General features: G+C 66.0%; 28 protein-coding genes. 13 read left to right on the top strand and 15 right to left on the bottom strand.

What is annotated here, in order from left to right; all coding sequences use genetic code 11:
- Window positions 1-9 precede the first annotated feature (9 nt).
- The 5 genes from ACAW63_RS12860 to minC all read right to left on the bottom strand — a co-directional run bounded on the left by ACAW63_RS12860 (window position 10) and on the right by minC (window position 4,218).
- The gene (locus ACAW63_RS12860; RefSeq protein WP_371234109.1) at window positions 10-1,299 is read right to left on the bottom strand and encodes a M18 family aminopeptidase; all 1,290 of its coding nucleotides are present in this window, start codon (window positions 1,297-1,299) and stop codon (window positions 10-12) included.
- A gap of 161 nt (window positions 1,300-1,460) precedes the next feature.
- Window positions 1,461-2,096: an RluA family pseudouridine synthase gene (locus tag ACAW63_RS12865; protein WP_371234111.1), complete on the bottom strand. Its 636-nt coding sequence runs from the start codon at window positions 2,094-2,096 to the stop codon at window positions 1,461-1,463.
- A 76-nt stretch (window positions 2,097-2,172) separates the two neighbouring features.
- Window positions 2,173-2,427 carry a cell division topological specificity factor MinE gene (gene minE, locus ACAW63_RS12870; RefSeq protein ID WP_207887941.1) on the bottom strand — a complete coding sequence of 85 codons (255 nt, stop codon included), beginning with the start codon at window positions 2,425-2,427 and terminating at the stop codon, window positions 2,173-2,175.
- A complete protein-coding gene (gene minD, locus ACAW63_RS12875; protein ID WP_275608099.1) occupies window positions 2,424-3,239 on the bottom strand; it encodes a septum site-determining protein MinD in 816 nt (271 codons plus the stop codon). The genes minE and minD overlap by 4 nt, the downstream gene beginning before the upstream one ends.
- A gap of 61 nt (window positions 3,240-3,300) precedes the next feature.
- Window positions 3,301-4,218: a septum site-determining protein MinC gene (minC, locus tag ACAW63_RS12880; protein WP_371234113.1), complete on the bottom strand. Its 918-nt coding sequence runs from the start codon at window positions 4,216-4,218 to the stop codon at window positions 3,301-3,303.
- 144 nt (window positions 4,219-4,362) lie between these two features.
- On the opposite strand from minC, the gene ACAW63_RS12885 reads away from it, so the two are divergent.
- Window positions 4,363-5,295, top strand: coding sequence for a lipid A biosynthesis lauroyl acyltransferase (locus ACAW63_RS12885; RefSeq protein ID WP_371234115.1), 933 nt, complete (start codon window positions 4,363-4,365; stop codon window positions 5,293-5,295).
- 46 nt (window positions 5,296-5,341) lie between these two features.
- Window positions 5,342-6,526, top strand: a complete 1,185-nt coding sequence (locus ACAW63_RS12890) for a patatin-like phospholipase family protein (protein WP_371234117.1) — start codon at window positions 5,342-5,344, stop codon at window positions 6,524-6,526.
- A 125-nt stretch (window positions 6,527-6,651) separates the two neighbouring features.
- Here ACAW63_RS12890 and ACAW63_RS12895 read toward each other — a convergent pair whose 3' ends face one another.
- The 5 genes from ACAW63_RS12895 to ACAW63_RS12915 form a co-directional block, all read right to left on the bottom strand.
- A complete protein-coding gene (locus tag ACAW63_RS12895) occupies window positions 6,652-7,512 on the bottom strand; it encodes a pirin family protein (protein WP_371234120.1) in 861 nt (286 codons plus the stop codon).
- 140 nt (window positions 7,513-7,652) lie between these two features.
- Window positions 7,653-8,465 carry a VacJ family lipoprotein gene (locus tag ACAW63_RS12900; RefSeq protein WP_371234121.1) on the bottom strand — a complete coding sequence of 271 codons (813 nt, stop codon included), beginning with the start codon at window positions 8,463-8,465 and terminating at the stop codon, window positions 7,653-7,655.
- Window positions 8,466-8,468: 3 nt separating this feature from the next.
- Entirely contained in the window at window positions 8,469-9,818 is a 1,350-nt protein-coding gene (locus ACAW63_RS12905; RefSeq protein ID WP_371234123.1) for a serine/threonine protein kinase, read from the bottom strand.
- An 86-nt stretch (window positions 9,819-9,904) separates the two neighbouring features.
- Entirely contained in the window at window positions 9,905-10,390 is a 486-nt protein-coding gene (locus ACAW63_RS12910) for an N-acetyltransferase family protein (RefSeq protein WP_371234124.1), read from the bottom strand.
- 76 nt (window positions 10,391-10,466) lie between these two features.
- A complete protein-coding gene (locus tag ACAW63_RS12915) occupies window positions 10,467-11,033 on the bottom strand; it encodes a hypothetical protein (protein ID WP_371234126.1) in 567 nt (188 codons plus the stop codon).
- Between the two features lie 102 nt (window positions 11,034-11,135).
- On the opposite strand from ACAW63_RS12915, the gene ACAW63_RS12920 reads away from it, so the two are divergent.
- Window positions 11,136-11,501, top strand: a complete 366-nt coding sequence (locus tag ACAW63_RS12920; RefSeq protein WP_371234127.1) for a hypothetical protein — start codon at window positions 11,136-11,138, stop codon at window positions 11,499-11,501.
- A 1-nt stretch (window position 11,502) separates the two neighbouring features.
- Here ACAW63_RS12920 and ACAW63_RS12925 read toward each other — a convergent pair whose 3' ends face one another.
- The gene (locus tag ACAW63_RS12925; RefSeq protein ID WP_371234128.1) at window positions 11,503-13,086 is read right to left on the bottom strand and encodes a glycosyl hydrolase family 17 protein; all 1,584 of its coding nucleotides are present in this window, start codon (window positions 13,084-13,086) and stop codon (window positions 11,503-11,505) included.
- An 80-nt stretch (window positions 13,087-13,166) separates the two neighbouring features.
- Window positions 13,167-13,388: a DUF2061 domain-containing protein gene (locus tag ACAW63_RS12930; protein ID WP_371234129.1), complete on the bottom strand. Its 222-nt coding sequence runs from the start codon at window positions 13,386-13,388 to the stop codon at window positions 13,167-13,169.
- A gap of 283 nt (window positions 13,389-13,671) precedes the next feature.
- Here ACAW63_RS12930 and ACAW63_RS12935 point away from each other — a divergent pair, with 283 nt between their 5' ends.
- The 10 genes from ACAW63_RS12935 to ACAW63_RS12980 all read left to right on the top strand — a co-directional run bounded on the left by ACAW63_RS12935 (window position 13,672) and on the right by ACAW63_RS12980 (window position 22,002).
- Window positions 13,672-14,526: a glycine betaine ABC transporter substrate-binding protein gene (locus ACAW63_RS12935; RefSeq protein WP_275608087.1), complete on the top strand. Its 855-nt coding sequence runs from the start codon at window positions 13,672-13,674 to the stop codon at window positions 14,524-14,526.
- A gap of 223 nt (window positions 14,527-14,749) precedes the next feature.
- The gene (locus tag ACAW63_RS12940; protein WP_371234131.1) at window positions 14,750-15,061 is read left to right on the top strand and encodes a DUF485 domain-containing protein; all 312 of its coding nucleotides are present in this window, start codon (window positions 14,750-14,752) and stop codon (window positions 15,059-15,061) included.
- Window positions 15,058-16,713: a cation acetate symporter gene (locus tag ACAW63_RS12945; RefSeq protein ID WP_371234133.1), complete on the top strand. Its 1,656-nt coding sequence runs from the start codon at window positions 15,058-15,060 to the stop codon at window positions 16,711-16,713. The genes ACAW63_RS12940 and ACAW63_RS12945 overlap by 4 nt, the downstream gene beginning before the upstream one ends.
- A 74-nt stretch (window positions 16,714-16,787) precedes the next feature.
- A complete protein-coding gene (locus ACAW63_RS12950) occupies window positions 16,788-18,578 on the top strand; it encodes a DUF294 nucleotidyltransferase-like domain-containing protein (RefSeq protein WP_371234134.1) in 1,791 nt (596 codons plus the stop codon).
- Window positions 18,575-19,201 carry a 3'-5' exonuclease gene (locus ACAW63_RS12955; protein ID WP_371234136.1) on the top strand — a complete coding sequence of 209 codons (627 nt, stop codon included), beginning with the start codon at window positions 18,575-18,577 and terminating at the stop codon, window positions 19,199-19,201. The genes ACAW63_RS12950 and ACAW63_RS12955 overlap by 4 nt, the downstream gene beginning before the upstream one ends.
- Before the next feature lie 117 nt (window positions 19,202-19,318).
- Window positions 19,319-19,477 (top strand): DUF3309 family protein, encoded by a 159-nt coding sequence (locus tag ACAW63_RS12960; RefSeq protein ID WP_275608082.1) that lies wholly within the window; start codon window positions 19,319-19,321, stop codon window positions 19,475-19,477.
- 129 nt (window positions 19,478-19,606) lie between these two features.
- Window positions 19,607-19,906, top strand: a complete 300-nt coding sequence (locus tag ACAW63_RS12965) for a hypothetical protein (protein WP_371234137.1) — start codon at window positions 19,607-19,609, stop codon at window positions 19,904-19,906.
- Between the two features lie 140 nt (window positions 19,907-20,046).
- Window positions 20,047-20,859 (top strand): SDR family oxidoreductase, encoded by an 813-nt coding sequence (locus ACAW63_RS12970; protein ID WP_371234138.1) that lies wholly within the window; start codon window positions 20,047-20,049, stop codon window positions 20,857-20,859.
- Window positions 20,860-21,213: 354 nt separating this feature from the next.
- Window positions 21,214-21,639, top strand: a complete 426-nt coding sequence (locus tag ACAW63_RS12975; RefSeq protein WP_015478190.1) for a hypothetical protein — start codon at window positions 21,214-21,216, stop codon at window positions 21,637-21,639.
- A gap of 33 nt (window positions 21,640-21,672) precedes the next feature.
- Window positions 21,673-22,002 (top strand): YnfA family protein, encoded by a 330-nt coding sequence (locus ACAW63_RS12980; RefSeq protein ID WP_371234140.1) that lies wholly within the window; start codon window positions 21,673-21,675, stop codon window positions 22,000-22,002.
- A gap of 498 nt (window positions 22,003-22,500) precedes the next feature.
- Here the strand turns inward: ACAW63_RS12980 and ACAW63_RS12985 are convergent, their stop codons facing one another.
- The 3 genes from ACAW63_RS12985 to ngg are packed head-to-tail and all read right to left on the bottom strand — an operon-like array spanning window position 22,501 to window position 25,780.
- A complete protein-coding gene (locus ACAW63_RS12985; protein WP_205336877.1) occupies window positions 22,501-22,731 on the bottom strand; it encodes a YheU family protein in 231 nt (76 codons plus the stop codon).
- 59 nt (window positions 22,732-22,790) lie between these two features.
- Window positions 22,791-23,993, bottom strand: coding sequence for an osmoprotectant NAGGN system M42 family peptidase (locus tag ACAW63_RS12990; RefSeq protein WP_371234142.1), 1,203 nt, complete (start codon window positions 23,991-23,993; stop codon window positions 22,791-22,793).
- Entirely contained in the window at window positions 23,990-25,780 is a 1,791-nt protein-coding gene (gene ngg / locus ACAW63_RS12995) for an N-acetylglutaminylglutamine synthetase (protein ID WP_371234144.1), read from the bottom strand. Before ngg ends, ACAW63_RS12990 begins: the two co-directional genes overlap by 4 nt.
- Window positions 25,781-25,812 lie beyond the last annotated feature (32 nt).

Consider the following 25,812-nt stretch of genomic DNA (forward strand, 5'->3'; position numbering starts at 1 on the left):
GCGTTGGGGTCATGGCAGGTCGGCGCTGTCGTAGAAGGCGCTGAGTACCTTGGTCAGGTAGTGCAGGTCCTGGCTGCCGGCCAGCTCGCGGATGGAGTGCATGGCGAAGGTCGGCAGGCCGATGTCCACGGTGCGCACGCCAATCTGGCTGGCGGTGATCGGGCCGATGGTGGAGCCGCAGCCCATGTCGCTGCGGGTCACGAAGCTCTGCACCGGCACTTCGTTTTCCAGGCACAGGTGGCGGAAGAAACCGGCGGTCTCGCTGTTGGTGGCGTAGCGCTGGTTGCTGTTGATCTTGATCACCGGGCCGCCGTTGAGCTTCGGGCCGTGGTTGGCGTCGTGCTTGTCGGCATAGTTGGGATGCACGCCGTGGGCGTTGTCGGCGGAAACCAGCAGGGAGCGTTGCACGGTGCGGGTGAAGACGTCGCTCTCGGGCAGAACGCGGCGCAGCACCTGCTCGAGGAACGGGCCGTCGGCGCCGCAGGCGGAGCAGGAGCCGACTTCTTCGTGGTCGGTGCAGACCAGCACGCCGCTCTGCTCGTCGCTGCTGGTCAGCAAGGCCTGCAGGCCGGCATAGCAGGACAGCAGGTTGTCCAGGCGGGCGCCGGCGATGAAGGCCTGGTCGAGACCGATCACGGCGGCGCGCTGGGTGTCGTAGAAGCTCAGCTCGTAGTCGAGGATGGCGTCGGCGGTGATGCCGTGCTCCAGTTGCAGCTGCTCGCCGAGCAGGTCGCGGAAGTCGCGGCCTTCGCCGGCGGAAACCTGGGCGAGGATCGGCGGCAGTTCGGTCTGCGCGTTGATCGCCCAGCCCATGTTGGCCTCGCGGTTGAGGTGGATGGCCAGGTTGGGGATCACGGCGATCGGTGCCTTGAAGTCGATCAGCTTGCTTTCCACCTTGCCGGCCAGGCGGAAGGTGACACGGCCGGCCAGCGACAGGTCGCGGTCGAACCAGGGGGCGAACAGCGCGCCGCCGTAGACCTCGACGCCCAGTTGCCAGTAGCCCTGGCGCACCAGCTCGGGGTTCGGCTTGACCCGCAGGCAGGGGCTGTCGGTATGCGCGCCGACCAGGCGCAGGCCGTGCTCCAGCAGCGGCGCGGTGCCGAGCTTGAAGGCGATCAGCGAGGAGTCGTTGCGGGTGACGTAATAGCGGCCACCGGCCTCGGTGCGCCAGGCATCGCGCTCGTCCAGACGCTGGTAGCCGGCTTCGTCGAGGCGACGGGCGAGGGTCTGGGTGGCGTGGAAAGGTGTGGGGGAGGCCGCGAGGAAGTCGATCAGGCCCTGGTTGAGTTCTGCGCGCATGGGTAACTCCGAACAGCGAATGGCCGGAAGTTTATCGCAAATGCGGGAGTCTGCGGCCTGGATGAGAGGGCTCTTCGTAATGCCGTAGGGCGTACAACCGTTCGCGGTTGTACGCCGGTTCACCGGTGTATCAAGGGAGGTAGGAGTGGTCGCGTGGGGCGTCAGAACGGCGCAGGCGACTCGAAGCGCAGGCGCTCGCCGGTCTGCGGATGGGTCAGGCAGAGCATGCTCGCGTGCAGGCACAGGCGGTCGCGCAGGGTCAGGGCTTCACCCTCGGCATACAGGCGGTCGCCCAGCAGCGGGTGGCCGATGCTGAGCATGTGCACGCGCAACTGGTGCGAACGGCCGGTGATCGGCGTCAGCTCGACGCGACTCCAGTTGCCGTGGCGCTGCATGACGCGCCAGAAGGTCAGCGCGTGGCGGCCCTGCTCGAAGTCCACCACGTGGCGCGGCTTGGTAGGAGGGTCGTAGCGCAGCGGTGCCTCGATGCGGCCGCTGTCCAGTTCCGGCTCGCCCCAGCACAGCGCGGTGTAGGCCTTCTCGGTCTCGCGGTCGTGGAACTGCCGGGACAGCTCGCGGTGGCTGTCGGCGTCGCGGGCCAGGACGATCAGGCCGGAGGTTTCCCAGTCCAGGCGATGGACGATGCGCGCTTCCGGGTAGCCGTTCTCCTGCAGGCGGGTGATCAGGCAGTCCTTGTTGTCGTCCGCGCGGCCGGGCACGGAGAGCAGCAGGGTGGGCTTGTTCACCACCAGCAGGGCGGCGTCCTCATGGACGAATTCGATCTGGGACAGCGGCATGGAAGCTCTTGCGTGAATTAAGGGGAATAGAAACGACTGCGGCGGCCGAAGCCGCCGCAGGTTCACCATTGCCGGATCAACGCTCCGGCAGGGTGATGTTGAGTTCCAGGATCGAACAGCTGCCCTGGTTGGCCAGCTCGACCTGGACTTGTTCCTGGTCGATGGGCACGTATTTGCGGATCACTTCCAGCAGGTCTTTCTGCAGCTGCGGGAGGTAGTCCGGTTGCGAACGGTTGCCGCGCTCATGGGCGACGATGATCTGGAGTCTTTCTTTCGCGATGGAAGCGCTGGAGGGCTGCTTCCGGCTGCGGAAGAAATCTAAAAGGCTCATTCACGTCCTCCGAACAGTCGTTGCAGGAATCCTTTCTTCTGCACGTCGAGGAACCGATGGGGCATTTCTTTGCCCAGCAGTCGCTCGACGGCGTCGCTGTACGCCTGGCCGGCATCGCTTTCTTCGTCGAGGATGACCGGTACGCCCTGGTTGGATGCCTTGAGCACCGCCTGGGATTCCGGGATCACGCCGAGCAGACGGATGGCCAGGATTTCCTCGACGTCCTCGACGCCGAGCATTTCACCCTTGGTGACGCGCTCGGGGTTGTAGCGGGTCAGCAGCAGGTGTTCCTTGATCGGCTCCTCGCCCTTCTCGGCGCGGGCGGACTTGCTGGCCAAGAGGCCCAGCATGCGGTCGGAGTCGCGGACCGAGGAGACTTCCGGGTTGGTCACGACGATCGCCTCGTCGGCGTAGTACATGGCCAGGTGGGCGCCTTTCTCGATGCCCGCCGGGGAGTCGCAGATGATGTAGTCGAAGGACTGCTTGAGTTCTTCCATCACCTTGCCGACGCCTTCCTGGGTGAGGGCGTCCTTGTCGCGGGTCTGGCTGGCGGCCAGCACGTACAGGTTCTCGAGGCGCTTGTCCTTGATCAGGGCCTGGGTGAGGGTGGCTTCGCCGTTGATGACGTTGACGAAGTCGTACACCACGCGGCGTTCGCAGCCCATGATCAGGTCGAGGTTACGCAGGCCCACGTCGAAGTCGACGATGACGGTCTTGTGGCCGCGCAGGGCCAGGCCGGTGCCGATGGCTGCGCTGGAAGTGGTTTTACCGACGCCACCCTTACCGGAAGTGACTACGAGGATCTTGGCCAAGGTGATTCACCCCAAAGAAAAAACGAAGAATTCTGGTCCCTGAAAGTCGCGGCAGTATCCGTTAAAGGCGGGTGATGTTCAACACGTCACCCGACAGGCTGACGTGCACCGCCTGCCCCCATTGCGGACTGCGTCGAAGGTCTTCGGCGACCTTGTAATTACCAGCGATGGACACGAGTTCCGCGGCCAGTTGCTGGCAGAAGATCCGTGCGCTGGTGTCGCCCTTGACACCGGCCAGGGCACGACCGCGCATCGGACCGTAAACATGGATATTGCCGTCGGCGAGAAGTTCCGCGCCGGGGCTGACGGGGGCCAGCACGATCAGGTCGCCGCCGGCGGCATAGATCTGTACGCCGCCACGCACCGGAGTGGTGACCAGCTTGGTCGGCCTGACGACCGGTGCCGGCGGTTCGGCCGGTTTTTCCGTCGCGGCGTCCTTTTCCGGTTCCTGGGCCGCGGTCGGTTTTTCCGCCTGGGTTTCGGCCGGGACGGCCTCGGCAGGCTTTTCCGTCTGGGCAGTGGCGCTGCCGGCGGCCTGTTCCACGACCTTCTCGGACAGGCGCTCGCCGCGCGGGCGGCGCACCGGGGTGGCGCCGGTCAGCGGGGTGACCGAGTCCTTCGGCTCGACGATGCGCTCGCGGGACGAGCCGGATGGCGGCAGCACGGGGATGTCGAACATGGTCGCCAGGCGGATGTCTTCCTCGCGGCTGGCGCGGATGGCCAGGGTGCGCAGGCCATGGCGGCGGCAGATGTCCAGCACGCCCTGCAGGTCGAGCTGGCCTTCGCCGTCGGGCAGCTTGTCCAGCGCCAGCACCAGCGGGGTGTCACGGAAGAAGTTGGGCGCCTGGGCGACCTTGTCGGCAAGCTGGCGATCCAGCCGCGGCAGGTCATTGTGGGCCAGTTCCAGGACGGTGACGGCCAGCATGCTGCCCTTGAGCTGGAATACGGGATCGTGGTCGAGAAGGTCAGCTTGGCTCATGGTCGGACTGCATCATTAAATGGGTTGGACTTATAGCGGACCGCCCCGGCAGCCGCAAGCGTGGCGCATAGCCAGGGCGCGAGGCAGGCACGGCGCGCCTCGGCAAGGTAGAATGTCCGGCTTTGATCGTGACCGGAAAGTTCCATGGACCGCCCCACCTTTCGCCGTGAGTTCCTCCATCCCAGCCACTGGCCGCTCTGGCTCGGCCTCGGCGTGCTCTGGCTGGTGGTGCAGCTGCCGTATCCGGTGTTGCTCTGGCTGGGGCGCGCACTCGGCGCGGTGATGTACCGCGTGGTCGGCAGCCGCCGGGCGATTGCCGCGCGCAACCTGGAGCTGTGCTTCCCGGAGCTCTCCGCCGCCGAGCGCAAGCGCCTCCTGAAGGAAAACTTCGCCTCCACCGGCATCGCCTTCTTCGAGATGGCCATGAGCTGGTGGTGGCCCAGGGCGCGCCTGGCGAAGCTGGCGCACATCGAGGGGCTGGAACACTTGCGCAAGGCCGAGGCCGAAGGCAAGGGCGTGATCCTCATGGCCATGCACTTCACCACCCTGGAGATCGGCGCGGCGCTGCTCGGCCAGGTACAGACCATCGACGGCATGTACCGCGAGCACGACAACCCGGTATTCGACTTCGTCCAGCGCGCCGGTCGCGAGCGGCACAATGCCGACGCCACCGCCATCGAGCGCGAGGACGTGCGCGCCATGCTCAAGGTGCTGCGCGCCGGCCGCGCCATCTGGTACGCGCCGGACCAGGACTACGGCATCAAGCAGAGCATCTTCGTGCCGCTGTTCGGCATCCAGGCCGCCACCGTCACCGCCACCACCAAGTTCGCCCGCCTGGGCCGCGCGCAGGTGTGTCCCTTCACCCAGTCGCGTCTGGCCGACGGTTCCGGCTATCGCCTGACCATCCATCCGCCGCTGGAGGATTTCCCCGGCGAGACCGAGGAGGCCGATTGCCTGCGCGTCAACCAGTGGGTCGAGCAGGAGATCCGCCGCCAGCCCGAGCAGTACCTCTGGGCGCATCGCCGCTTCAAGAGCCGCCCCGAAGGCGAGCCCAAGCTTTACGCCAGGAAGAAGTAAATCCCGCCCCGGCTAATCTGGATACGACGCGACAAGGATTTCAGCCGTGACTGACGCCGCCAGCCCATCGACTCCCCCTGCCGTGACCGGCCTGATCCTCTCCGGGGGCGGGGCGCGGGCGGCGTATCAGGTTGGCGTGCTGGCGGCGATCGCCGAGTTGCTGCCCGAGGGCGCGGAGAATCCCTTTCCCGTGATCGTCGGTACCTCGGCGGGGGCGATCAATGCCGTTGGGCTGGCCTGCGGGGCGCTGTCCTTCCCGACCGCGGTGCAGCGGCTCACCCAGGTCTGGAGGGGCTTTCGCACCGGCCAGGTGTACCGCGCCGACTGGTCTGGCGTGATCGGCCAGGCCTTCAGGTTCCTCGGCCACAGCCTGCTCGGGCTGGGCAAGCGCCAGCCGGTGGCGCTGCTCGACAGCACGCCGTTGCGCTACCTGCTGGAGCGCGAGCTGGACTTCTCCGGCATCGCTGCCGCGGTGCGTCGGCGCAACCTGCGCGCGGTGGCGGTCACCGCGTTCGGCTACGAATCCGGCCAGGCGGTGACCTTCTACCAGGGGCGCGCCACCATCGATCCCTGGCTGCGCCATCGACGCGTGGGGGTGCCGACGCGCCTTTGCCTGGAACACCTGCTGGCCAGCTCGGCGATTCCGCTGCTGTTCGCGCCGGTGAAAGTCCACCGCGAGTATTTCGGCGATGGGGCGGTGCGCCAGCAGGCGCCGATCAGTCCGGCACTGCACCTGGGGGCCAATCGCGTGCTGGTGATCGGGGTGAGCGGCAACCCGACCATGGGCAGCGCCAACGAGACGGTGGCCAATTATCGTACCGGTCAGCCGCCGAGCCTGGCGCAGGTCGGCATCCATCTGCTCAACAGCACCTTCATCGACAGCCTGGAAGGCGATATCGAGCTGCTGAACCGGATCAATTTCCTCAGCTCGATGGTGCCGGAGGGCAAGCGCCGAGCGGCATTGGGGCTGCAACCGGTCGACGTGCTGCTGATCTCGCCGAGCCGGCCGCTGGATGAAATCGCCGCCGAGTACCGCCACGAGTTGCCGCGTGCGCTGCGCCTGTTCCTGCGCGGGCCGGGGGCGACGAAAGCGAGCGGGGCGGGGGTGTTGAGCTACCTGCTGTTCGAGCCGGGTTACTGCAATGCGCTGATCGAACTGGGGTACCGCGATGCCATGGAAAAGCGCGCGGAGATCGCGCGCTTCCTGGGGATGGAGGAGTGGTCGCTGTAGGGGCAAGACAGTGGGTAGGGCGTATAACGTTCGACGTTATACGTCGTTTGAACTGGCGATCCTGGCTTATCGGCGTACAACCGCGAAGGGTTGTACGCCCTTGCTCTGGTCCCACAGGGGAAACATCAGACCGCCAGCACGCCGTCGCGGTAATCGCGCAGGGCCTGCTCGATCTCTTCGCGGCTGTTCATCACGAAGGGACCGTACTGCACGATCGGCTCGTTGAGCGGCTTGCCGGCCAGCAGCAGGACGCGTGCGCCGTCGTCGCTGGAGAGCTGGATCTCATCGCCCTGGCCGAGCCGCACCAGGCGGTTGGTGGCCACGGTTTCGTCGCCGCGTTCGCCCGGTACCGTCAGTGAACCTTCGTAGACGTACAGCATCACCCGGTGTCCCGCCGGAATGCGCGGGCTGACCGAGGCACCCGCCGGCAGCCGCAGGTCGTAGTAGTGCGGCTCGGTGCCGGGGCGCTGCACGGCGCCATCCAGCGCGGTCTCGCCATCGTCGAAGCGGCCGGCGATCACGGTGACGCCGACGCCTTGCGCGGTGGTGGTGCGCGGCACGTCTTCCGGCTCGATGTCGCGGTAGCCGGCCGGGGACAGCTTGTCCTTGGCCGGCAGGTTCAGCCACAGCTGGAAGCCGCGCATGGCGCCTTCTTCCTGTTCAGGCATCTCGCTGTGGATGATGCCGTGGGCGGCGGTCATCCACTGTACGCCGCCGGGCTTGAGCAGGCCGCGGTTGCCCAGGTGGTCTTCATGGCGCATGCGCCCTTCGAGCATGTAGGTGACGGTCTCGAAGCCACGGTGCGGGTGGGCCGGGAAGCCGGCGATGTAGTCGTCGGGATTCTGCGTGTCGAACTGGTCGAGCATCAGGAACGGGTCGAAGCGCTCGATGCCGGGGCCGCCGATCACGCGGGTCAGGCGCACGCCGGCGCCGTCGGAGGCGGGGTGGCCGATGTGTTGGTCGATCAGGGTACGCAAGCGGGTCATGGGAACCTCCTTGATCAGTGAATGGGGTCATCCTAGACCCAAACGATGAATCAATGGTTGCGAGTTTTTCGCCAAAACAATCGAATAAATAGATTCATTGGTCGAAAAAGAAGCCGCCGCGAAAGGGCGGCGGCTTCGGGTCACTCCTGGATCTGCAGCTTGCGCGCTTCGCTGTAGACGTAGCGCAGCTTTTCGTACTCGAACGGGGAGTTGGTCTGGCCGTAGCGGAAGCTGTTGCTGTAGCGCTTGTCGATGACTTCCAGCACCGGCAGTTCCCAGTACTCGCGGCCGAGGCTGGAGACATTGAGGTAGTTCACCTCGCGGGCCGCCACGAAGTCGGTCACCAGGCCGCCGGTGTCGCGGACATTGGAGGGGCCGAGTATCGGCAGTACCAGGTAAGGGCCCGCTGGCACGCCCCAGTAGCCCAGGGTCTGGCCGAAGTCCTCGCTGACCTTCGGCAGGCCCATGGCGGTGGCCGGGTCCCACAGGCCGGCGACGCCGAAGATGGTGTTGAACAGCAGCCGCGCGGTGCTGTTCGCCGCCCGTTCGGGTCTGAGTTGGCCGATGTTGTTGAGCAGCGTCGTCACTTCGCCCAGGTTGCTGAAGAAGTTGCTCACCCCGGTGCGGACGAAGCGCGGGGTGACGTATTCGTAGCCGTGGACGACGGGCAGGAACACCCATTGGTCGAAGCGGTAGTTGAAGTGGTACACACGGCGGTTCCACGACTCCCACGGGTCATAGACGTTGAGGGCGTCCAGGGTGGCGCGTTCGAATTCGCGCTGGTCCAGGCCGGGGTTGAACTTCAGCGCGTCCATCGGGTGCTTGAAGCCGTCGGCCTCGGGCTGCTCGGAGAAGCTGTCGTTGCTGCTGGGATTGGATGTCGAAGTGGTGTCGGCCTGTGCCAGGCCGCAGCACAGCGCCAGGCCGAAAATCCAGGAAGAGCGGAGTCGCATGGATCAGTTCCCTGTCTGTGCGGTTGCCAGGCCGGGGGCCTGCGCATCCTGTCCTTTGAAGAACGCCAGCATGTCCTGCGCGTTCACGCGGTAATTGAGGTTGCCGCAGTGGCCGCCGAGCGGGTAGAGCGTCAGGCGGTCGCCAAAGGTGCGGCGCAGGAAGCCGATATCGCCCGGGCCAAGGATGACGTCGTCGGCGTTGTGCATCACGGCGACCTTCGGGCTGTCGTGCAGGTAGTCCTGCAAGGCGTAGAGGCTCACCTGCTGGATCATCTGCGGCAGGCTGTTGCCCTTGCCGTGGGCGCGCCAGACCGGGATCAGCTGGTCGGTCAGGTAGCATTCGAAGTCACATTGCATGGCGCGCTTGAAGAAGGGCTCGAGGCTTGTGCCTTCCTTGATCGGGTAGTTCGGCGGGGTGATCAGGCCACGGCGGTTGATCAGGTCGGAGGTAAAAGCCATGTCGGCGGCCGAGAAGCGGAACACCGTCCCGATCAGCATGGCCATTTCCTCGTTGGAGAGGTGCTGCCTGGACTGCTGCAGTTCGTAGACGAAGGCATCGTTGAGGTCGATGTAGCCCTTCTGCTTGAAGTAGCGCGACAGCTTGCTCAGCACCACCTGGTAGAAGGTCTTGGAGTCGTTGATGCCCTTGACCCGGGTCTGCACCATCTTGTCCAGGTTGCTTACCGAGGTGTAGAGGTTCACCGGCGGGTTGAGCAGCAGTACGCGCTTGAAGTTGAAGCTGCGGCGGGTTTCGTCGAGCTGGCTGACGAAGGCGGCGTGCAGGGCGCCGAGGCTGTAGCCGGTGAGGTAGTACTCGCTGATCGGTAGCTCCGGATGCTGGGCGCGCACCGCCTGCATCACCCGGTAGAGGTCGTCGGCATCGGTGGGGGTGTAGCCGGGCGTGGCGGACTGCGAGGCCCCGGCCATGAAGTCCCAGCTGGTCGGCGAGGAAATCTGCACCACGTGGTAGCCGGCACTGTAGAACAGGCGCTTGAGGTATTCCGGGGTGCTGCTGAAGTAGGGCGCGCCGGTGCCGGCGATGATGAACACCAGCGGCGCCTCATGGTCCTGCCGGGCCAGGCGGTAGTGCAGCTTCTTCACCGGCCAGAAGTTTTCCGGCAACTGGTGCTCGCGCTCCGGCCGCAGCTTCAGGGCGTAGTCGGACTGGCTGATGTCTTCGATATCGGGCAGCTGCGGACGAAGGTCCGGTGGTGTCGTGGCGATGGTGGCCTCGAACGGGTTGGTCAGCGGATAGCCGTAGCCGGCCTCATCGACATCGCGGCTGAACGCCGGCCCGGCGAGCCCCAGGGCGAGGCAGCCGAGCAGGACGGCCGCGCGTGAAAGACAGTTCATGGTGAGGGAGTCCTTTCGGAAAGAAGCCAACTCTAGGGAGACCGGCAAGTAAGACCAGCGGATTGCCTACAAGTGCTACCGCGGCCTCACGCCTTGTGGGCCAGCTCGCGCAGGGCGTCGCCGGTCAGGCGGTAGACCGTCCATTCATCCTGCGGACGGGCGCCCAGGCTACGGTAGAAGCCTATGGCGGGTTCGTTCCAGTCCAGCACGGACCATTCCAGGCGTCCGCAGCCACGCTCCACGGCCAGTCGTGCCAGTTCCGTGAGCAGCGCCTTGCCCAATCCGGCACCGCGCGCGGCGGGGCGTACGAACAGGTCTTCCAGGTAGATGCCCGGCTGGCTGAGCCAGGTGGAATAGTTGTGGAAGAACAGCGCGAAGCCCTGCGGCAGGCCATCCACCTCGCCGATCAGCACTTCGGCGTAGGGGCGTGGGCCGAACAGGTGGTCGTGCATGCGCTGGGCGTCGGCCTTGACCTCATGGACCAGGCGTTCGTAGTCGGCGAGTTCGGTGATCAGCTCGATGATCAGCGGGATATCGGCGGGGACGGCAGGGCGGAGCGTGACGCGCGGCATGGGAGCTACCTTGATGAGGGGACGCCCGAGAATGCCCCGTGGCCGGCGTCCCTGGCAACTGCCCGGTGCGACGGCGCTACAGGCGCTCCAGGCTCTCCACCCAGATCAGCTCGCAGGCCCCGGCGCCAGTGTCTTCGCGCGTCAGGGAACTGACCCAGCGCCAGCCGTCGTCGCCTTCCACGCGCACCAATTTGCCGGAGAGGCGGATGCGCTCGCCCTTGTCGACCTGCGCCAGGGCGCGGGCCACGCTGTCGTTGGCGGGGATCATGTGCATGTTGGCGCTGTGGGTCTCGATGTCCCGGCGCGGGATCGGCATGCTGTCGGCGTGCCAGTGGTACCAGCGGTTGCCCTGGGTGATGCGGATGCCGGCGAGGACGTTCGGATCGGCCATCGGCCCCCAGCCCAGGGCTAGGTCGGTGGGGGAAAGCTCGGCCTCGCGGCCCAGGCGGTAGTCCTCGCGGCCCAGCACCACGGCTTCGAGATTGAAGTCCTGCAGCGGATAGATCGAATAGCGCTCCACCCGGAATCCGCCGTCGGCCAGGATGTTGCCCTGCTGTGGCGGTGCGTGGGGCCGCTCGCCGGGCCACAGCCACCAGAAGCTGATGATGACGCAGGCCAGCAGGAACAGGTTCGATCGCTTCATCGCAGGCTCCGCTGCCGCAGGCAATGTGAGTAGACGCAGCGCCTCTTGCATCGGCCATTGTGCTGGTTATGCTGGGCGCCGTTTTCACCCCGGAGAGGCGCCATGCCCCGTCGATTGCCCGTCATCCTGCTGTTGCTTGTCCTGTCGCTGTGGCTGGCCGCCAGCTATGGCGTGCGTTTCGGGCTGATGGAGGATAGCCGCTGGGTCGGGCTGTGTGCCGAGTCGGCCGGCCGCTGGGAGTGCGTTGCGCGCTCACAGCTGGGCCTGCTGATTCATTTCGGCGTATTCGGCACATTGGCGCTGGGCCTGTCGGCGCTGGCTTTCCTGGTCCCCGGCCGTAGCGGATGGTGGCTGGCGGCGCTGGGGCTGTTCGCCGCGCTGCCGGCGCTGGTGCTGTACAACGCCGGCCTGGCGGTGTTCGCCGTGGTGCTCGCCGGGCTGCGCCTGGTGCGCGCGCGGCGGTCCTGATTCAACTGGCGCTTGCCGGCACGCCGCTCGCCAGCGGCAGGGGCTGCTGCAGACCGCGCCAGAGCGCTCCGAGCAGCACCAGGCTGACCGCCGCCCAACCCAGCGCCTGCTGGTTGCTCAGGCCTTCCAGCAGCAGTTGCGCCGGCAGGCCGAAGGCGATGAACAGGATCAGCAGCAGGCTTTCGCGGCGCGGTGCATTTACCGGCCGGCACAGGTAGACCAGCGCCGGGAACAGCAAGGCGACGCTGGGGAAGCTGCGATAGCGGGCGTCGAACACCAGGCCCAGCATCAGCACCGCACCGGCGAAGCCGGCCGCCGCCAGCCAGAGTCCTGCGCGTTTCTCCAGCCAGTCGAAGGCCCTAGCGCGCCAGCCCTGGCGTGCTGACAGGGTCAGGCTGAGGTGCGCCAGCACCAGCAGGTTCAGCCCGATCAGGAATGCCGCCCACAGCCATTCGTCCCAGGAGCGGCTGGTCACCACCGCCAGCTCCGTCCACAACCCGACGCAGGCGCCACCCAGTGCGGCGCCCAGAGGCAGGAGCAGCGCCGCGCGGGACGAGGCCGGACGCCCACCCAGCAGCAGGCCGCCGGCGAGGATCAAGCCGGACAGGCCCAGCCACGCCGACCAGCCCGGCAGATTGCTGACGGGCCCGGCGAGCACGCCTTTCTCCTCGCGGTCGGCGCTGAACAGGCCCCAGTAGCCGCCCACCGCGCCTTCGCTCTGGCGCTTCCAGGGTTGGTCGAATGCCTCGATCAGGTTGTAGTGCCAGCCGCGCTCCTCGGCCATGTGCACGAAGCCGCGGATGAAGCGCGCCTCATTGACCCGGCTGGGCAGGGCGGTTTCGCGCTGGCGGCCTTCGCTGGGCCAGCCGGTCTCGCCGATCAGGATGTCCTTGGGCGCGAACTCGCGGCCGAAGTCTTCGCGGATCTTCGCCACATGGGCGAGGGCGTCGTCGATGCCGCTGGGATTGTCTTCCCAGTAGGGCAGCAGGTGGATGGTGACGAAGTCCACCGCCGGGGCGATTTCCGGGTGGCGGTGCCAGAACTCCCAGACATCGGCGTAGGTCACCGGCTGGCGCACCTGTGACTTCACTTGGCGGATCAGTCCGGCGAGGTAGGTGGCGGTGACTTCCTTGCGCAGCAGGGTCTCGTTGCCGACGATCACCGCCTGGACCACGTCCGGGTACTCGTTGGCGGCCTTGATCAGCGCCTCGACTTCACGCTCGGTGTCCACCGGGTTGGCATTCACCCAGGCGCCGAGCATCAGCTTCAGGCCGTGCTGGCGCGCCAGCGCCGGAATGCCTTCCAGGCCGGTCATCGAGTAGGTGCGCACGCACTGGAAGCGTGTCGCCAGCAGCGCCAGGTCGGTGTCCATCTGCTCCGGGCGGAGGACGAAGGGCTGGTCGAAGGGCGACTGGTCCTTGGCGAACGGGCTGTAGGACGCGCACTGCAGCTTGTGCGTAGGCGTCGCCGCGTCGGGCAGGTTCACCGGTTTGCCCAGGCCGTACCAGAGCCCGCACAGGGCGACGACGGCGATCAGCAGGGCGAGGCAATAGGTCAGGAGCGGGAAGCGCGGAGACTGGGGCATGGAGGCGGAGGCACGCAAGCCGTGGCGAGGCGCGCATCTTAGCAACGCCGCCGACTGGCGTCAGCGTCCCCGGCGAGCACTCAGGCGTGGCGGTGCAACCCATTGTGCGCCGGCACGGCATCGCCCGGCTGGCCGTGCTCCAGGCGCTTCCAGAGCTTCTCATGGAAGTGGAAGCCCACGGCATTGCACAGCGGCTCGATGATCGCCAGCAGGCCGCCTACCGTGAGACTGCCGGTCAAGGCATAGGCCACGCTGAAGGCGATGGTGAAGTGCATCAGGGTGAAGGTGACGGTCTTGAGCATGGCGGCTTCTCAAAGTTGAGAATTATTCTCCGTTGAGAAAAGACTATCCCGGAGGAACCTCGGCGGGTAATCGAGCCTCTGTATGGAGGCGATAGGCCGCCACCTTCGTCGCGGATGGAATGGCCGGGTCGTGGACGGACGGTTTCTGTCGTGGATCGGATCGTTGCGTGTCGTTCTCAGAGCAGCCCCCGCGGCGGCCCGGCAGATGATGTAGGGGCGGCCAAGACCGCGAATTGCGCCGGGTTCGCCCGGACGCTCGGAAAAAAATTACGGGGAGAAAACCATGCGAATGATGCGACGCCTGATGGGCCTGGGCGCAGGGCTGGTGCTGTCGGCGGCTGCGGGCCTGGCCGGCGCGGCGGCCAAGCCGGAAGTCACTCTGGGTTACGTGGATGGCTGGTCGGACAGCGTGGCCACCACGCACGTGGCCGCCGAGATCATGCGCGAGAAGCTCGGCTACCAGGTCAAGCTGATGCCGGTCGCGGCCGGGATCATGTGGCAGGGTGTGGCGCGCGGCAAGCTCGATGCCATGCTCTCGGCCTGGCTGCCGGTCACCCACGGCGCCTACTACGACAAGATGAAGGACAAGGTGGTCAACCTGGGTGTGAACTACCCGGGAGCGAAGATCGGCCTGATCGTGCCCGAGTACGTGAAAGCCAACAGCATCGAGGACCTCAAGGCGCAGAAGGCCGATTTCGACGGCCGTATCGTCGGCATCGACGCCGGCGCCGGGGTCATGCTCAAGACCGACCAGGCGATCAAGGACTACGGCCTGGACTACAAACTGGTGGCCAGCTCCGGCAGCGGCATGATCGCCGAGCTGACCCGCGCGGAGAACGACAAGAAGGCCGTGGCGGTGACCGGCTGGATTCCGCACTGGATGTTCGCCAAGTGGAAGCTGAAGTTCCTCGAAGACCCGAAGAAGGTCTATGGCGAAGAAGAGCACGTCGACAGCGTCGCCAACCCGGCGCTGGAGAAGAAGGCGCCGGAAGTCTGGGCCTTCCTGAAGAAATTCCAGTGGAAGGACGGCCAGGAAATCGGCGAAGTCATGCTCGCCGTGCAGAACGGCGAGAAGCCGGACGTGGCCGCCAAGAAGTGGGTGGAAGCGCATCCGGACCGCGTGAAAGAGTGGCTGTAAGCGCTTAGATCGCGACCCGCCGGATACAGGGAAATCCCTCGCGAAGCCAAGTCTTCGCGGGGGATTTTTTCATTGCGCCGCGTCTATTCCGGGCTTGTTCGCAAAAATCTCGGGAAGGCTGCGACCCCCGCTACGACTAAAGTCGTCTGGAGCGCTTGCACCGGAGTCCTAAAGTGGAGATCGACGACATCCGCGTCATCCCCGCTGTGAGGACAAGAACAAAATGAACGACAGCATCTACCAGCGGATTGATACCAATCCGCGCTTCAAAGAATTGGTGGCCAAGCGCGAGCGATTCGCCTGGCTGCTCTCCCTGGTCATGTTGGGCCTGTACGTGGTCTTCATCCTGCTGATCGCCTTCCAGCCGCAGCTGCTCGGCACGAAGATCAGCGCCGATTCGTCCGTCACCTGGGGCATCCCCATGGGCGTCGGGCTGATCCTCTCGGCCTTCGTGCTCACCGGCATCTATGTGCGCCGCGCCAACGGTGAATTCGACCGTTTGAACCAGGAAATCCTCAAGGAGGCCCAGCAATGAAAGGCCGAATCGCCGCGGCCCTCGCTCTGGCCGCCTTCGCTCCCGCACTCTGGGCTGACGCCCTCACCGGCGAGGTGCAGCGCCAGCCGCTGAACGTCTCCGCCATCGTCATGTTCGTCGCCTTCGTAGGCCTGACCCTGTGCATCACCTACTGGGCCTCCAAGCGCAGCAAGTCCGCCGCCGACTTCTATACCGCCGGCGGCAGCATCACCGGTCTGCAGAACGGTCTGGCCATCGCCGGCGACTACATGTCCGCCGCGTCCTTCCTCGGCATTTCCGCGCTGGTGTTCACCTCGGGCTATGACGGCCTGATCTACTCCATCGGCTTCCTGGTCGGCTGGCCGATCATCCTCTTCCTGATCGCCGAGCGCCTGCGCAACCTGGGCAAGTACACCTTCGCCGACGTGGCGTCCTACCGCCTCAAGCAGAAGGACATCCGCACCCTGTCCGCCTGCGGTTCGCTGGTGGTCGTGGCCTTCTACCTGATCGCGCAGATGGTCGGCGCCGGCAAGCTGATCGAGCTGCTGTTCGGCCTGAACTACCACGTCGCGGTGGTCCTGGTCGGCATCCTGATGGTCATGTACGTGCTGTTCGGCGGCATGCTCGCCACCACCTGGGTGCAGATCATCAAGGCCGTGCTGCTGCTCTCGGGCGCCTCCTTCATGGCGATCATGGTGCTCAAGCACGTCAACTTCGACATCAGCACCCTGTTCTCCGAAGCCATCAAGGTCCATCCGAAGGGCGAGTCCATCATGAGCCCGGGCGGCCTGGTGAAGGACCCGATCTCGGCGTTCTCCCTGGGCTTCGCGCTGATGTTCGGCACCGCCGGCCTGCCGCACATCCTGATGCGCTTCTTCACCGTCAGTGACGCCAAGGAAGCCCGCAAGAGCGTGTTCTTCGCCACCGGCTTCATCGGCTACTTCTATATCCTGACCTTCATCATCGGCTTCGGCGCGATCCTGCTGGTCAGCACCAACCCGGACTTCAAGGACGCCACCGGTGCCCTGCTGGGCGGTAACAACATGGCCGCCGTGCACCTGGCCAACGCCGTGGGCGGCAGCCTGTTCCTGGGCTTCATCTCCGCCGTGGCCTTCGCCACCATCCTCGCGGTGGTAGCCGGCCTGACCCTGGCCGGTGCCTCGGCCGTGTCCCACGACCTGTACGCCAGCGTGCTCAAGGGCGGCAAGGCCAACGAGAAGGATGAACTGCGCGTATCGAAGATCACCACCGTCTGCCTCGGCGTGGTCGCGATCATCCTCGGCATCCTGTTCGAGAAGCAGAACATCGCCTTCATGGTCGGCCTGGCCTTCTCCATCGCCGCCAGCTGCAACTTCCCGGTGCTGCTGCTCTCCATGTACTGGAAGAAGCTGACCACCCGCGGCGCCAAGATCGGCGGCTGGATGGGCTTGATTACCGCGGTGGTGCTGATGATCCTCGGCCCGACCATCTGGGTGCAGATCCTCGGCCACGAGAAGCCCATCTATCCGTTCGAATACCCGGCGCTGTTCTCCATGGCCGTGGCGTTCGTCGGTATCTGGTTCTTCTCCATCACCGACAAGTCCACTGCGGCCGACGAAGAGCGCGCGCGCTTCTTCCCGCAGTTCATCCGCTCCCAGACCGGCCTGGGTGCCAGTGGCGCAGTCGCCCACTGATCGCCTGAGCTGACCTGCCGGGGCCGGGGGTGGAAACACCTCCGGCCCTGCTTTTTGAAAGGGATGGATTACGGATGTCCGACGATTTCAATTTCGCCTCGCCGCCCTTCGACCAGTTGCGCCCGCAGGAGCGCGAGCAACTGCTCGATGCGCTGAGCGTGGGGTACTACACGATTGACGAAGTGCTGCTGGAAGCGGGGGCGCCGGTGCCCTGCCTGTTCATCCTGCTCAAGGGGGTGATCGAGGAGCGCGGCGAGGACGGCAAGCTGTTCGCCCAGTACGCCGCCGAGGACCTGTTCGACGTGCGCGGGCTGCTCTCCGGCAGCAGCAAGCACCGCTACCAGGCGGTGGAGGAGAGCATCGTCTATGAGCTGCCGGCGGAGGTGTTCCATCAGCTGTGTGCCGGCAATCCCGAGTTCGCCCGCTTCTTCCGCGCCGACCTCGCGAGCAAGCGCCAGCTGGAGCGTCGCGACGGACAGAACCTCGCCGAATTCATCCTCACCCGCATCGCCCGCGAGCACTTGCTGCCGGCCATCGAGGTGGAGCCGGCGCTGCCCCTGGGCGACGCCGCGCGCCTGCAGCTCAGTCGCGGCGCCGACGCGCTGCTGGTGCGCGAGAACGGCGCGCTGGGCATCGTTACCCGCACCGACCTGATGGTCGCGCACTTCCGTGATGGCCGCAGCGAAGCAGAGCCCATCGGCCCACTGGCGCACCGGCCGCTGGCCAGTGTCGAGCTTGGCGACTTCCTGTTCGACGCGATGATACTGATGACCCGCCAGCGCATCGAGCGGGTGGCAGTGTGCGAGGAGGGCAGGGTGGTCGGATTGCTGCACCTGACCCAGGTGCTCAGCCTGTTCTCCACCCACTCCCATGTGCTGGCGCTGCGTATCGCCCGCGCCGAAAGCGAGGCGGAACTGCAAGCGGCGGCGGAAACCCTGCACACCCTGATCGCCACCCTGGCCGGCAATGGCATCCGCCTGCGCTTCATCATGCAGCTGGTCAGCGCGCTCAACGAGCAGCTGTTGGAGCGCCTGTTCGAACTGCAGATCCCTCCGGCGCTGCGGGGAAAGTGCTGCCTGATGGTGATGGGCAGCGAGGGCCGTGCCGAACAGTTGCTCAAGACCGACCAGGACAACGCCCTGATCCTCGCCGACGACCTGCCGCTGGAACAGGGCCTGTTGCTGATGCAGCGCTTCTCCGCAGCCTTGCTGGACTTCGGTTATCCGCCGTGCCCCGGTGGCGTGATGGCCTGCCGGCCGGAGTGGTGCAAGCCGCTCGCCGCCTGGCAGCGGGAATTGCGCGAGCTGCCGCTGCAGGGGCGTCCGGAGCAGCTGATGCGCCTGTCGATTCTTGCCGATGCCTGGCCGGTGGCCGGCAACCGGCAACTGTTCGAAAGCCTGCGCGAAAGCCTCAACGCCCTGGCCGGCGACGACAGCCGCTGGCTCAGCGACCTGGCGCTGCCGGCCCTGCAGTTCGACACGCCGCTGACCTTCCTCGGTCAGCTCAAGACCCATGACGCGCACCTGGATATCAAGCGCGGCGGCATCTTCCCCATCGTCCATGGCATCCGCGCACTGGCCCTGCGCGAAGGGCTGGAGGAGCGCGGAACCCTGGGCCGGCTCGCCGCGCTCAAGGCGCTCGGCGTGCTGGACGAGTCCCTGGCGGACAACCTCGTGGAGTCCTTCGAACTGTTCCTGCAACTTCGTCTGCGCCAGCAACTGGATGGCGAGCGTGACGGCCGGGTGCAGGGACTCGACGTTTCGCGCTTGAGCCGCCACGAGCGCGACCTGCTGCGCTACGGTTTGCATGTGGTGAAGAAATTCAAGCAGAGCCTGATCCGGCAGTTCCACCTGGAGACCCGATGAACGCCTGCGTAAGCCTTCCCGATCGGCGCTGGTCCACCTGGCGCCGGCGCCTGTACTGGTGGCGCCACGATCCGGCGGATGCCGAGGAGCTGGTGTCGCTGGACCTGGAGACCACCAGCCTAGATCCGCGCAAGGCGGATATCCTCAGCATCGGTGCGGTGCGGATCCGCCGCGGCAAGCTGATCCTCGGCGAACGCCTGGAGCTGCTGGTGGAGCCGCCGCCGAGCCTGACCGGCGAATCCATTCGCATCCACAAGCTGCGCCGTACCGACCTCGAAGGGCAACTGCCGTTGGCCGAGGCGCTGCGCCGGGTGCAGGCGTTCGTCGGTGATCGTCCGTTGCTCGGCTATTACCTGTCCTTCGATGTCGCCGTGCTGCGCCGGCACCTGCGCGAGCAACTGGGCGCGCGCCTGGACAATCCGCGGGTGGAGGTTTCCGAGCTGTACCACCGCAAGATGAGCCGGCGCTTCCACGACCTGCACCTGGACCTGCGCTTCGACACCCTTGCGCGCACCCTGGATATCCCGGTGGAGGGCCGCCACACTGCCATCGGCGATGCGCGTACCGCCGCGCTGATGTTCCTGCGCCTGCGCAAGGGCTCGTTGCCGCGCAGCCTCGGTTGAGCCGGCTGCACCGAATCTTTGAATTTTCCGGCGGACGCCCAAGTCCCAGATTACAAGCGCTGGCCGAATGCCTCACTGCGAGCCATCGCCCCTCGTCAAGCCAAGAGGAGAGACGATATGGGACTCGGGACCATTCTGTTGATCATTCTGATACTGCTGCTGATCGGTGGCCTGCCGGTCTTCCCCCACTCACGTAGCTGGGGCTACGGCCCCTCGGGCGCCATTGGCGTGGTGCTCGTCGTCCTGCTGGTGCTTGTTCTGCTCGGACATATATGAGTTGCGTCGGATCGCCCGGTGTTCCAGGCGGTCCGCCGTGTCCATGATGTAGCAGGGTGATTCATCGCACAGCCCTGACAATGATGGCGTACTAACATACCGGTCCTTTGCCGTCGTGGAGTCGAAAGGATGCCGGGTATTGTGCTGATCGCACTGGGAGCGCTCTGGTTGGTCGTCCAGTGTGGCGTGGGGCTGCTGCCGCTGGCGGATGCCGTTGTGCTGGACCCGGTCAGTGAACCCGAGCGTTTCTGGCAGTTCGCCTTTCTCGGACCCTCCATTCCCCTTGCCCTCGGTGTGTTCCTGCTGCGCTATCGCGTGCAGCGTTTCGCGCAGCTCAAGCACGAGAGCGTCAACTGCGCCGCCTACCTGCTGATTTGCGCCGGGGTTGCCCTGGTGCTGGGCAAACTCTGCGCCTTGCTGATCGGTTGAGCGCTTGATCCGGGGGCCTGTGGCGGCGGTTTGCCGGGGGCATTCAGCGCCCTGATGTCGCCGCCGGGCCGGCGGGCCTTGGTTACACTTTGGCTCACTGTCCCGAACAACTCCCCGAACAAGAGCAGGCAAACCTCCCTATGCAAAACCGCATCATGATCACCGGCGCCGGTTCCGGCCTCGGTCGCGAAATCGCCCTGCGCTGGGCCCGCGAGGGCTGGAAACTGGCCCTGGCCGACGTCAACGAAGCGGGCCTGGCGGAAACCCTCAAGCGGGTGCGCGCGGTCGGCGGCGACGGCTTCACCCAACGCTGCGACGTACGCGACTACAGCCAACTGACCCAATTGGCGCAGGCGTGCGAAGAAAAGCTCGGCGGCATCGACATCATCGTCAATAACGCCGGCGTCGCCTCGGGCGGCTTCTTCAGCGAGCTGTCGCTGGAGGACTGGGACTGGCAGATCTCGATCAACCTGATGGGCGTGGTCAAGGGCTGCAAGGCCTTCCTGCCGCTGCTGGAGCAGAGCAAGGGGCGGATCATCAACATCGCCTCCATGGCCGCGCTGATGCAGGGCCCGGCGATGAGCAACTACAACGTGGCGAAAGCCGGCGTGGTGGCGCTCTCGGAAAGCCTGCTGGCCGAACTGAGCCTGGTGGACGTGAAGGTCCACGTGGTCTGTCCGTCGTTCTTCCAGACCAACCTGCTGGATTCCTTCCGTGGCCCCAGCCCGGACATGAAGAACCAGGTCGGCAAGCTGCTGGAAAGCTCGCCGATCAGCGCCACCGACATCGCCGACTACATCCACCAGGAAGTGGCCCGCGATGTCTTCATGATCCTGCCCCACGAACAGGGCCGCATGGCCTGGCAGATCAAGCAGCAGAACCCGCAGGTGATCTACGACGAGATGGCGAAGATGGCGGAGAAGATGCAGGCCAAGCGCCGTACGCCCGCTTGAGAACCTGATTACGATCTGCTGCGCGTCGGTATGACTGCATAGATAAGCGGAGAGAAATGCTTATTGACCCTCCGCTTTCTCAGTTGTCCTCGCCTTGTTCTCGTAAAGCAGGTTCCGAGCCAGTCATTTGCCCTCTTTCGGTGCAGTGAAAGACAGGGCTTGCCCAGGCCGGTGCAAAGGGTTAGCTTTAGTCACCGGCCTGCCTGGCTGAAGAACGTTGGACCCCGGTGAAAGCCCCGCACATTTCGCGGGGCTTTTGCTTTTCCGGGCCACTGCGCATCGACGCGGATTCGCGCTTTGCGTGTCGGCGGGCCTGTGTTAGAAGGCACCGGTGTCATTGAAGGAAGAACCCGCTTGCAGTCCGAATCCATCGTCTATGGTTGCATCCGCGACTGGCCCGGCGACTCGATGGAGCGCCGCCTGCGCCGTGCCGCCAACCGCAAGGTGCTCGACAGCCTGCCGATGGGGGAGGCCTGGCCCTTCCTTGGCCGCGAGATGTTCAGCCGCTGCGAAACCGAGGGCGCCGGTCTCTACCAGTCCCAGGTGATCCATTTCGGCGCCAGCTACCAGACCATCGAGTACGAGTGGAAGCTCTGGGTCGAGCAGTTCGAGGCCCTGTTGCGCCGTCTCTACTGGGCCAGCGCGGTGGTTCACCTGGAAACCGAAGTCAATGGCAGCCACACCTTCCGCTGGGAGTCCGAGAACGGCTTCCACAGCCCGCGCGAAGGCGAACTGAAAGTGCGCTGCGCCTGGGAACGCGAGGGCGGCCTGCGCGGCTGAGCGGCAGGTTTCCCGTCACAAGAAGAGCCTCCCATGATCAATCACCTCTGGTTCGTCCTCGCGGCCTTCTGCGAGATTGGCGGCTGCTATGCCTTCTACCTCTGGCTGCGCCTGGACAAGAGCGCCCTGTGGATAATTCCCGGTCTGCTCAGCCTGACGGTGTTCGCCCTGCTGCTCACCCGCGTCGAGGCCAGCTACGCCGGGCGCGCTTATGCCGCGTACGGCGGCATCTACGTTGCCGCGTCGCTGTTCTGGCTGGCTTTCGTGGAGAAGAGCCGCCCGCTGTGGAGCGACTGGGTGGGCGTGGCGCTCTGCGTGATTGGTGCCAGCGTGGTGCTGTTCGGGCCTAGATTCGCGCCCTGAGTTCCGTGCTCCTGCAGGTTGGCGACAAATGCCTGTGTTTTCCTGTCCACGTAAGTTCCGCCGCGAAGGATTTCGCGGACAAGGTCCGCTCCTACGAAAGCCCCTTCGCTCTGGCTTTAGCTCTTGAGGGTTTCCAGAGAAGCATCCGCACGCACCGGAGCGCCCCTTCAGGAGGCCGAGCGGAAGCGGAGTTTCAGGGGTTGAGCGGCATGGATGCCGCGAGAGCGTCGTTGGGCCAGGGATGGCCCGTCAAGGGGGACGCCTAGTTCGTGCCCCTGAAACTCCGATGGAGCGAGGGGAGTCCCGCGAAGCGGGACCCGGATGATGGGGCAAGACCTTTGGTTACTTTCTGTGGGGCGGCCATCCGTAGTTTGAGAAAGTAACTCGCCCGAGGGGGCGAAACCAAATGCTCCAGCACACGCCGAAGCGGCGCAGAAGCTCCGAACCAGACGGCGGATAACGCTTCGCGTTATTCGCCCTACAGGTTCACCACCTGTCTCAGTCCTCCAGCCACTCCCTCGGCACTTCGCTTTTCAGCATCAGCTGGCACTGCTGGCTTTCCGGATCGAAGACGATCACCGCCTCGCCGCGCTTGAGGGCATGCCGCGCGCGCTCCACGCGTACGTCCAGCGGCGTGTCGTCGCCATTGTCGGTGCCTTCGCGGGTGACGAAGTCTTCCAGCAGGTTGTTCAGGGTGTCGGCTTCGATCAGGTCAAAGGGAATCAGCATGGCAGGGCACTCGCAATCGCAGCGCGGGATTGTAGTCCCGCGCTGCGGCGAGTGCAGCTTCAGTTCTTGTCTTTATCGGCGTTGTCGCCGCTGTCGATGAGCTCATCCACCGGCTGCACATGGGTGGTGCTTTCCATGTGTACCGGATGCTCCAGTTGCTTGCTGAAGCGCTCCAGGGCGCCTTCGCTCGGCTCGGCGTCGCTGTCGAACACCGGCGGGCTGAGCAGGTAGGCGGTGAGCAGGCGCGATAGCGCGGCGAGGCTGTCGATATGGGTGCGCTCGTAGCCGTGGGTGGCGTCGCAGCCGAAGGCCAGCAGCGCGGTGCGGATATCGTGGCCGGCGGTGATCGCCGACTGCGCATCGCTGTGGTAGTAGCGGAACAGGTCGCGGCGCACGGCGATCTCGTGGCGCTCGCTCAGCCGCAACAGGTGCCGTGACAGGTGGTAGTCGTAAGGCCCGCCGGAGTCCTGCAGGGCCACGCTCACCGCGTGTTCGCTGGAGTTCTGCCCCTCGGCCACCGGGGCGATGTCGATGCCGACGAACTCGCTGACGTCCCACGGCAATGCACCTGCCGCGCCGGAGCCGATCTCCTCGGTGATGGTGAACAGCGGGTGGCAGTCGATCGGCGGTTGCTGACCGCTTTCGCGGATGGCCTTCAGGGCCGCCAGGAGCGCGGCGACCCCGGCCTTGTCGTCGAGGTGGCGGGCGCTGATGTGGCCGCTCTCGGTGAACTCCGGCAAGGGATCGAAGGCGACGAAATCGCCGATGGCCACGCCCAGGGTCTCGCTGTCGGCGCGGCTGACCGTGTAGGTGTCCAGCCGCAGTTCGACGTGATCCCAACTGATCGGCAGGCTGTCCACCGCCGTGTTGAAGGCATGGCCGGAAGCCAGCAGCGGCAGCACGCTGCCGCGCAGCACGCCGTTTTCGCAGAACACCGTGACCCGGCTGCCCTCGGCGAAGCGGCTCGACCAGCAGCCCACCGGCGCCAGCGCCAGGCGGCCGTTGGGCTTGATCTCGCGGACGATGGCGCCGATGGTGTCCAGGTGCGCCGAAACCGCGCGGTCCGGGCTGTTGCGCCGCCCGGAGAGGGTGGCGCGAATGGTCCCTCGGCGGGTCATCTCGAAGGGCACCCCGATCTCCTCCAGCCGTTCGGCGACATAGCGCACTATGGTGTCGGTGAAGCCGGTAGGGCTGGGGATGGCGAGCATTTCCAGCAGCACGCGCTGCAGGTAGTTCAGGTCGGGTTGTGGCAGTGACGTCATGCGGAAGCCTCCATGCCAGGGGGGGATTCGCGGTTGAGCAGCTCGCGACTCAGCGGGAACAGCAGGTCGACGAAGCGCTCGGCGGTGGGTTGCGGTTCATGGTTGGCCAGCCCGGGCCGTTCGTTGGCTTCGATGATCACGTAGTCCGGCTGGTCGGCGTCGCGCACCAGCAGGTCGAGGCCGGTGACCGGGATTTCCAGCGCGCGCGCGGCGCGGATCGCGGCCTCTGCCAGTTTCGGATGCAGGCGCTCGGTGACGTCCTCCAGGGTGCCGCCGGTATGCAGGTTGGCGGTGCGGCGCACGGCCAGGCGCTGGCCGCTGGGTAGCACGTCGTCATAGCCGAAGCCGGCGGCGGCCAGGGTGCGCTCGGTCTCGCTGTCCAGCGGGATGCGGCTTTCGCCGCCGGTAGCGGCCTGCCGGCGCCGGCTCTGGGCTTCGATCAGGCGGCGGATGCTGTGCCGACCATCGCCGATGATTTCGGCGGGGCGGCGGATCGCGGCGGCCACCACTTCATAGCCGATCACCACGATGCGCAGGTCCTGGCCGGCGTGGTAGCTCTCCAGGATCACGCGGGTGTCGAACTGCCTGGCCTGGGCGATGGCACTCTCCACCTCGCCGGTGCTGCGCAGGTCCACGGCGACGCCCTGGCCCTGTTCGCCGTCCACCGGCTTGACCACCAGCGAGCCGTGCTCGGCGAGGAAGCGGGCGTTGTCCTTCGCGCTGCCCGCCAGGCGCTGCTGCGGCTGACGCAGGCCGACGCGGTCGAGGGCGCGGTGGGTGAGGGTCTTGTCCTGGCACAGGCTCATGCTCACCGCGCTGGTCAGGTCGCACAGCGACTCGCGGCAGCGAATGCGCCGGCCTCCCTGGGTGAGGATGAACAGCCCGGCCTCGGCATCCTGTACCTGTACGTCGATGCCGCGCCGATGGGCCTCGTCGACGATGATCCGGGCGTAGGGGTTCAGGCCCTCTTCCGGGCCGGGGCCGAGGAACAGCGACTGGTTGATGCCGTTCTTGCACTTGATGGCGAAGGTCGGCAGCTCACGGAAGCGCAGCTTGCGGTAGAGCGATTTGGCCTGCTGGTTGCTGTGCAGCACCGACAGGTCCAGATAGGCCAGGCCCCGGCTCATGAAATGCTCGATCAGGTGGCGGACCAGGGCTTCGCCCACGCCCGGACGGCTGGACTGCGGGTCCACCGCCAGGCACCAGAGGCTGGAGCCGCCTTCGGGGTCGCGGAAGGCCTTGGTGTGGTTGATGCCCATGACGGTGCCGATCACCGTGCCGGTTTCGTCGTCCTCGGCCAGCCAGTAGGCCGGCCCGCCCTGATGGCGCGGGGTGACCTGGGCAGGGTCCACCGGGAGCATGCCGCGCGCCAGGTACAGGCGGTTGATCGCCGTCCAGTCGTCGTCGCTGTGCACGCGGCGGATACGGAAGCCGCGGAACGGCCGGCGCGCCGGCCGGTAGTCGGTGAACCACAGGCGCAGGGCGTCGGAGGGGTCGAGGAACAGTTGCTGCGGCGCCTGCGCCAGCACTTGCTGGGGGGCGGCGACGTAGAGGGCGATATCGCGCTCGCCGGGCCGTTCGTTGAGCAGCTCGGTGGCCAGTTGTTCGGTGGTGGCGAAGGTGTGACCGATCAGCAGGCGACCCCAGCCGCATTGCAGGATCAGCGGGCCTTCGTGGCGCTGCGCGTGATCACCGGCGAAGCGTGCCTGGAGGCGTTCGTAGGTGGGCGTCTGGCCTCTCAGCAGGCGCTGGTTGTGCGGATGGGGCAGGTTCAAATGGGTCTTCATGGTCAACTCCGTGAAAAGCATTCGTCCTGGGC

It is taken from the genome of Pseudomonas sp. QE6, assembly GCF_041379005.1.
Taxonomy (GTDB): Bacteria; Pseudomonadota; Gammaproteobacteria; order Pseudomonadales; family Pseudomonadaceae; genus Pseudomonas.

Bases quoted from the DNA above. Each gene is read 5' to 3' on its own strand.
- ACAW63_RS12920 (WP_371234127.1), top strand. From the start codon at position 11,136: ATGCCCCGTCGATTGCCCGTCATCCTGCTGTTGCTTGTCCTGTCGCTG.
- minC (WP_371234113.1), bottom strand. From the start codon at position 4,218: ATGAGCCAAGCTGACCTTCTCGACCACGATCCCGTATTCCAGCTCAAG.
- ACAW63_RS12915 (WP_371234126.1), bottom strand. From the start codon at position 11,033: ATGAAGCGATCGAACCTGTTCCTGCTGGCCTGCGTCATCATCAGCTTC.
- ACAW63_RS12985 (WP_205336877.1), bottom strand. From the start codon at position 22,731: ATGCTGATTCCCTTTGACCTGATCGAAGCCGACACCCTGAACAACCTG.
- ACAW63_RS12950 (WP_371234134.1), top strand. From the start codon at position 16,788: ATGTCCGACGATTTCAATTTCGCCTCGCCGCCCTTCGACCAGTTGCGC.
- ACAW63_RS12895 (WP_371234120.1), bottom strand. From the start codon at position 7,512: ATGACCCGCTTGCGTACCCTGATCGACCAACACATCGGCCACCCCGCC.
- ACAW63_RS12910 (WP_371234124.1), bottom strand. From the start codon at position 10,390: ATGCCGCGCGTCACGCTCCGCCCTGCCGTCCCCGCCGATATCCCGCTG.
- ACAW63_RS12965 (WP_371234137.1), top strand. From the start codon at position 19,607: ATGCCGGGTATTGTGCTGATCGCACTGGGAGCGCTCTGGTTGGTCGTC.
- ACAW63_RS12885 (WP_371234115.1), top strand. From the start codon at position 4,363: ATGGACCGCCCCACCTTTCGCCGTGAGTTCCTCCATCCCAGCCACTGG.
- ACAW63_RS12900 (WP_371234121.1), bottom strand. From the start codon at position 8,465: ATGCGACTCCGCTCTTCCTGGATTTTCGGCCTGGCGCTGTGCTGCGGC.
- ACAW63_RS12955 (WP_371234136.1), top strand. From the start codon at position 18,575: ATGAACGCCTGCGTAAGCCTTCCCGATCGGCGCTGGTCCACCTGGCGC.
- ACAW63_RS12925 (WP_371234128.1), bottom strand. From the start codon at position 13,086: ATGCCCCAGTCTCCGCGCTTCCCGCTCCTGACCTATTGCCTCGCCCTG.
- ACAW63_RS12930 (WP_371234129.1), bottom strand. From the start codon at position 13,388: ATGCTCAAGACCGTCACCTTCACCCTGATGCACTTCACCATCGCCTTC.
- ACAW63_RS12945 (WP_371234133.1), top strand. From the start codon at position 15,058: ATGAAAGGCCGAATCGCCGCGGCCCTCGCTCTGGCCGCCTTCGCTCCC.
- ACAW63_RS12940 (WP_371234131.1), top strand. From the start codon at position 14,750: ATGAACGACAGCATCTACCAGCGGATTGATACCAATCCGCGCTTCAAA.
- ACAW63_RS12990 (WP_371234142.1), bottom strand. From the start codon at position 23,993: ATGACGTCACTGCCACAACCCGACCTGAACTACCTGCAGCGCGTGCTG.
- minE (WP_207887941.1), bottom strand. From the start codon at position 2,427: ATGAGCCTTTTAGATTTCTTCCGCAGCCGGAAGCAGCCCTCCAGCGCT.
- ACAW63_RS12865 (WP_371234111.1), bottom strand. From the start codon at position 2,096: ATGCCGCTGTCCCAGATCGAATTCGTCCATGAGGACGCCGCCCTGCTG.
- ACAW63_RS12970 (WP_371234138.1), top strand. From the start codon at position 20,047: ATGCAAAACCGCATCATGATCACCGGCGCCGGTTCCGGCCTCGGTCGC.
- ngg (WP_371234144.1), bottom strand. From the start codon at position 25,780: ATGAAGACCCATTTGAACCTGCCCCATCCGCACAACCAGCGCCTGCTG.
- ACAW63_RS12960 (WP_275608082.1), top strand. From the start codon at position 19,319: ATGGGACTCGGGACCATTCTGTTGATCATTCTGATACTGCTGCTGATC.
- ACAW63_RS12980 (WP_371234140.1), top strand. From the start codon at position 21,673: ATGATCAATCACCTCTGGTTCGTCCTCGCGGCCTTCTGCGAGATTGGC.
- ACAW63_RS12905 (WP_371234123.1), bottom strand. From the start codon at position 9,818: ATGAACTGTCTTTCACGCGCGGCCGTCCTGCTCGGCTGCCTCGCCCTG.
- ACAW63_RS12860 (WP_371234109.1), bottom strand. From the start codon at position 1,299: ATGCGCGCAGAACTCAACCAGGGCCTGATCGACTTCCTCGCGGCCTCC.
- ACAW63_RS12935 (WP_275608087.1), top strand. From the start codon at position 13,672: ATGCGAATGATGCGACGCCTGATGGGCCTGGGCGCAGGGCTGGTGCTG.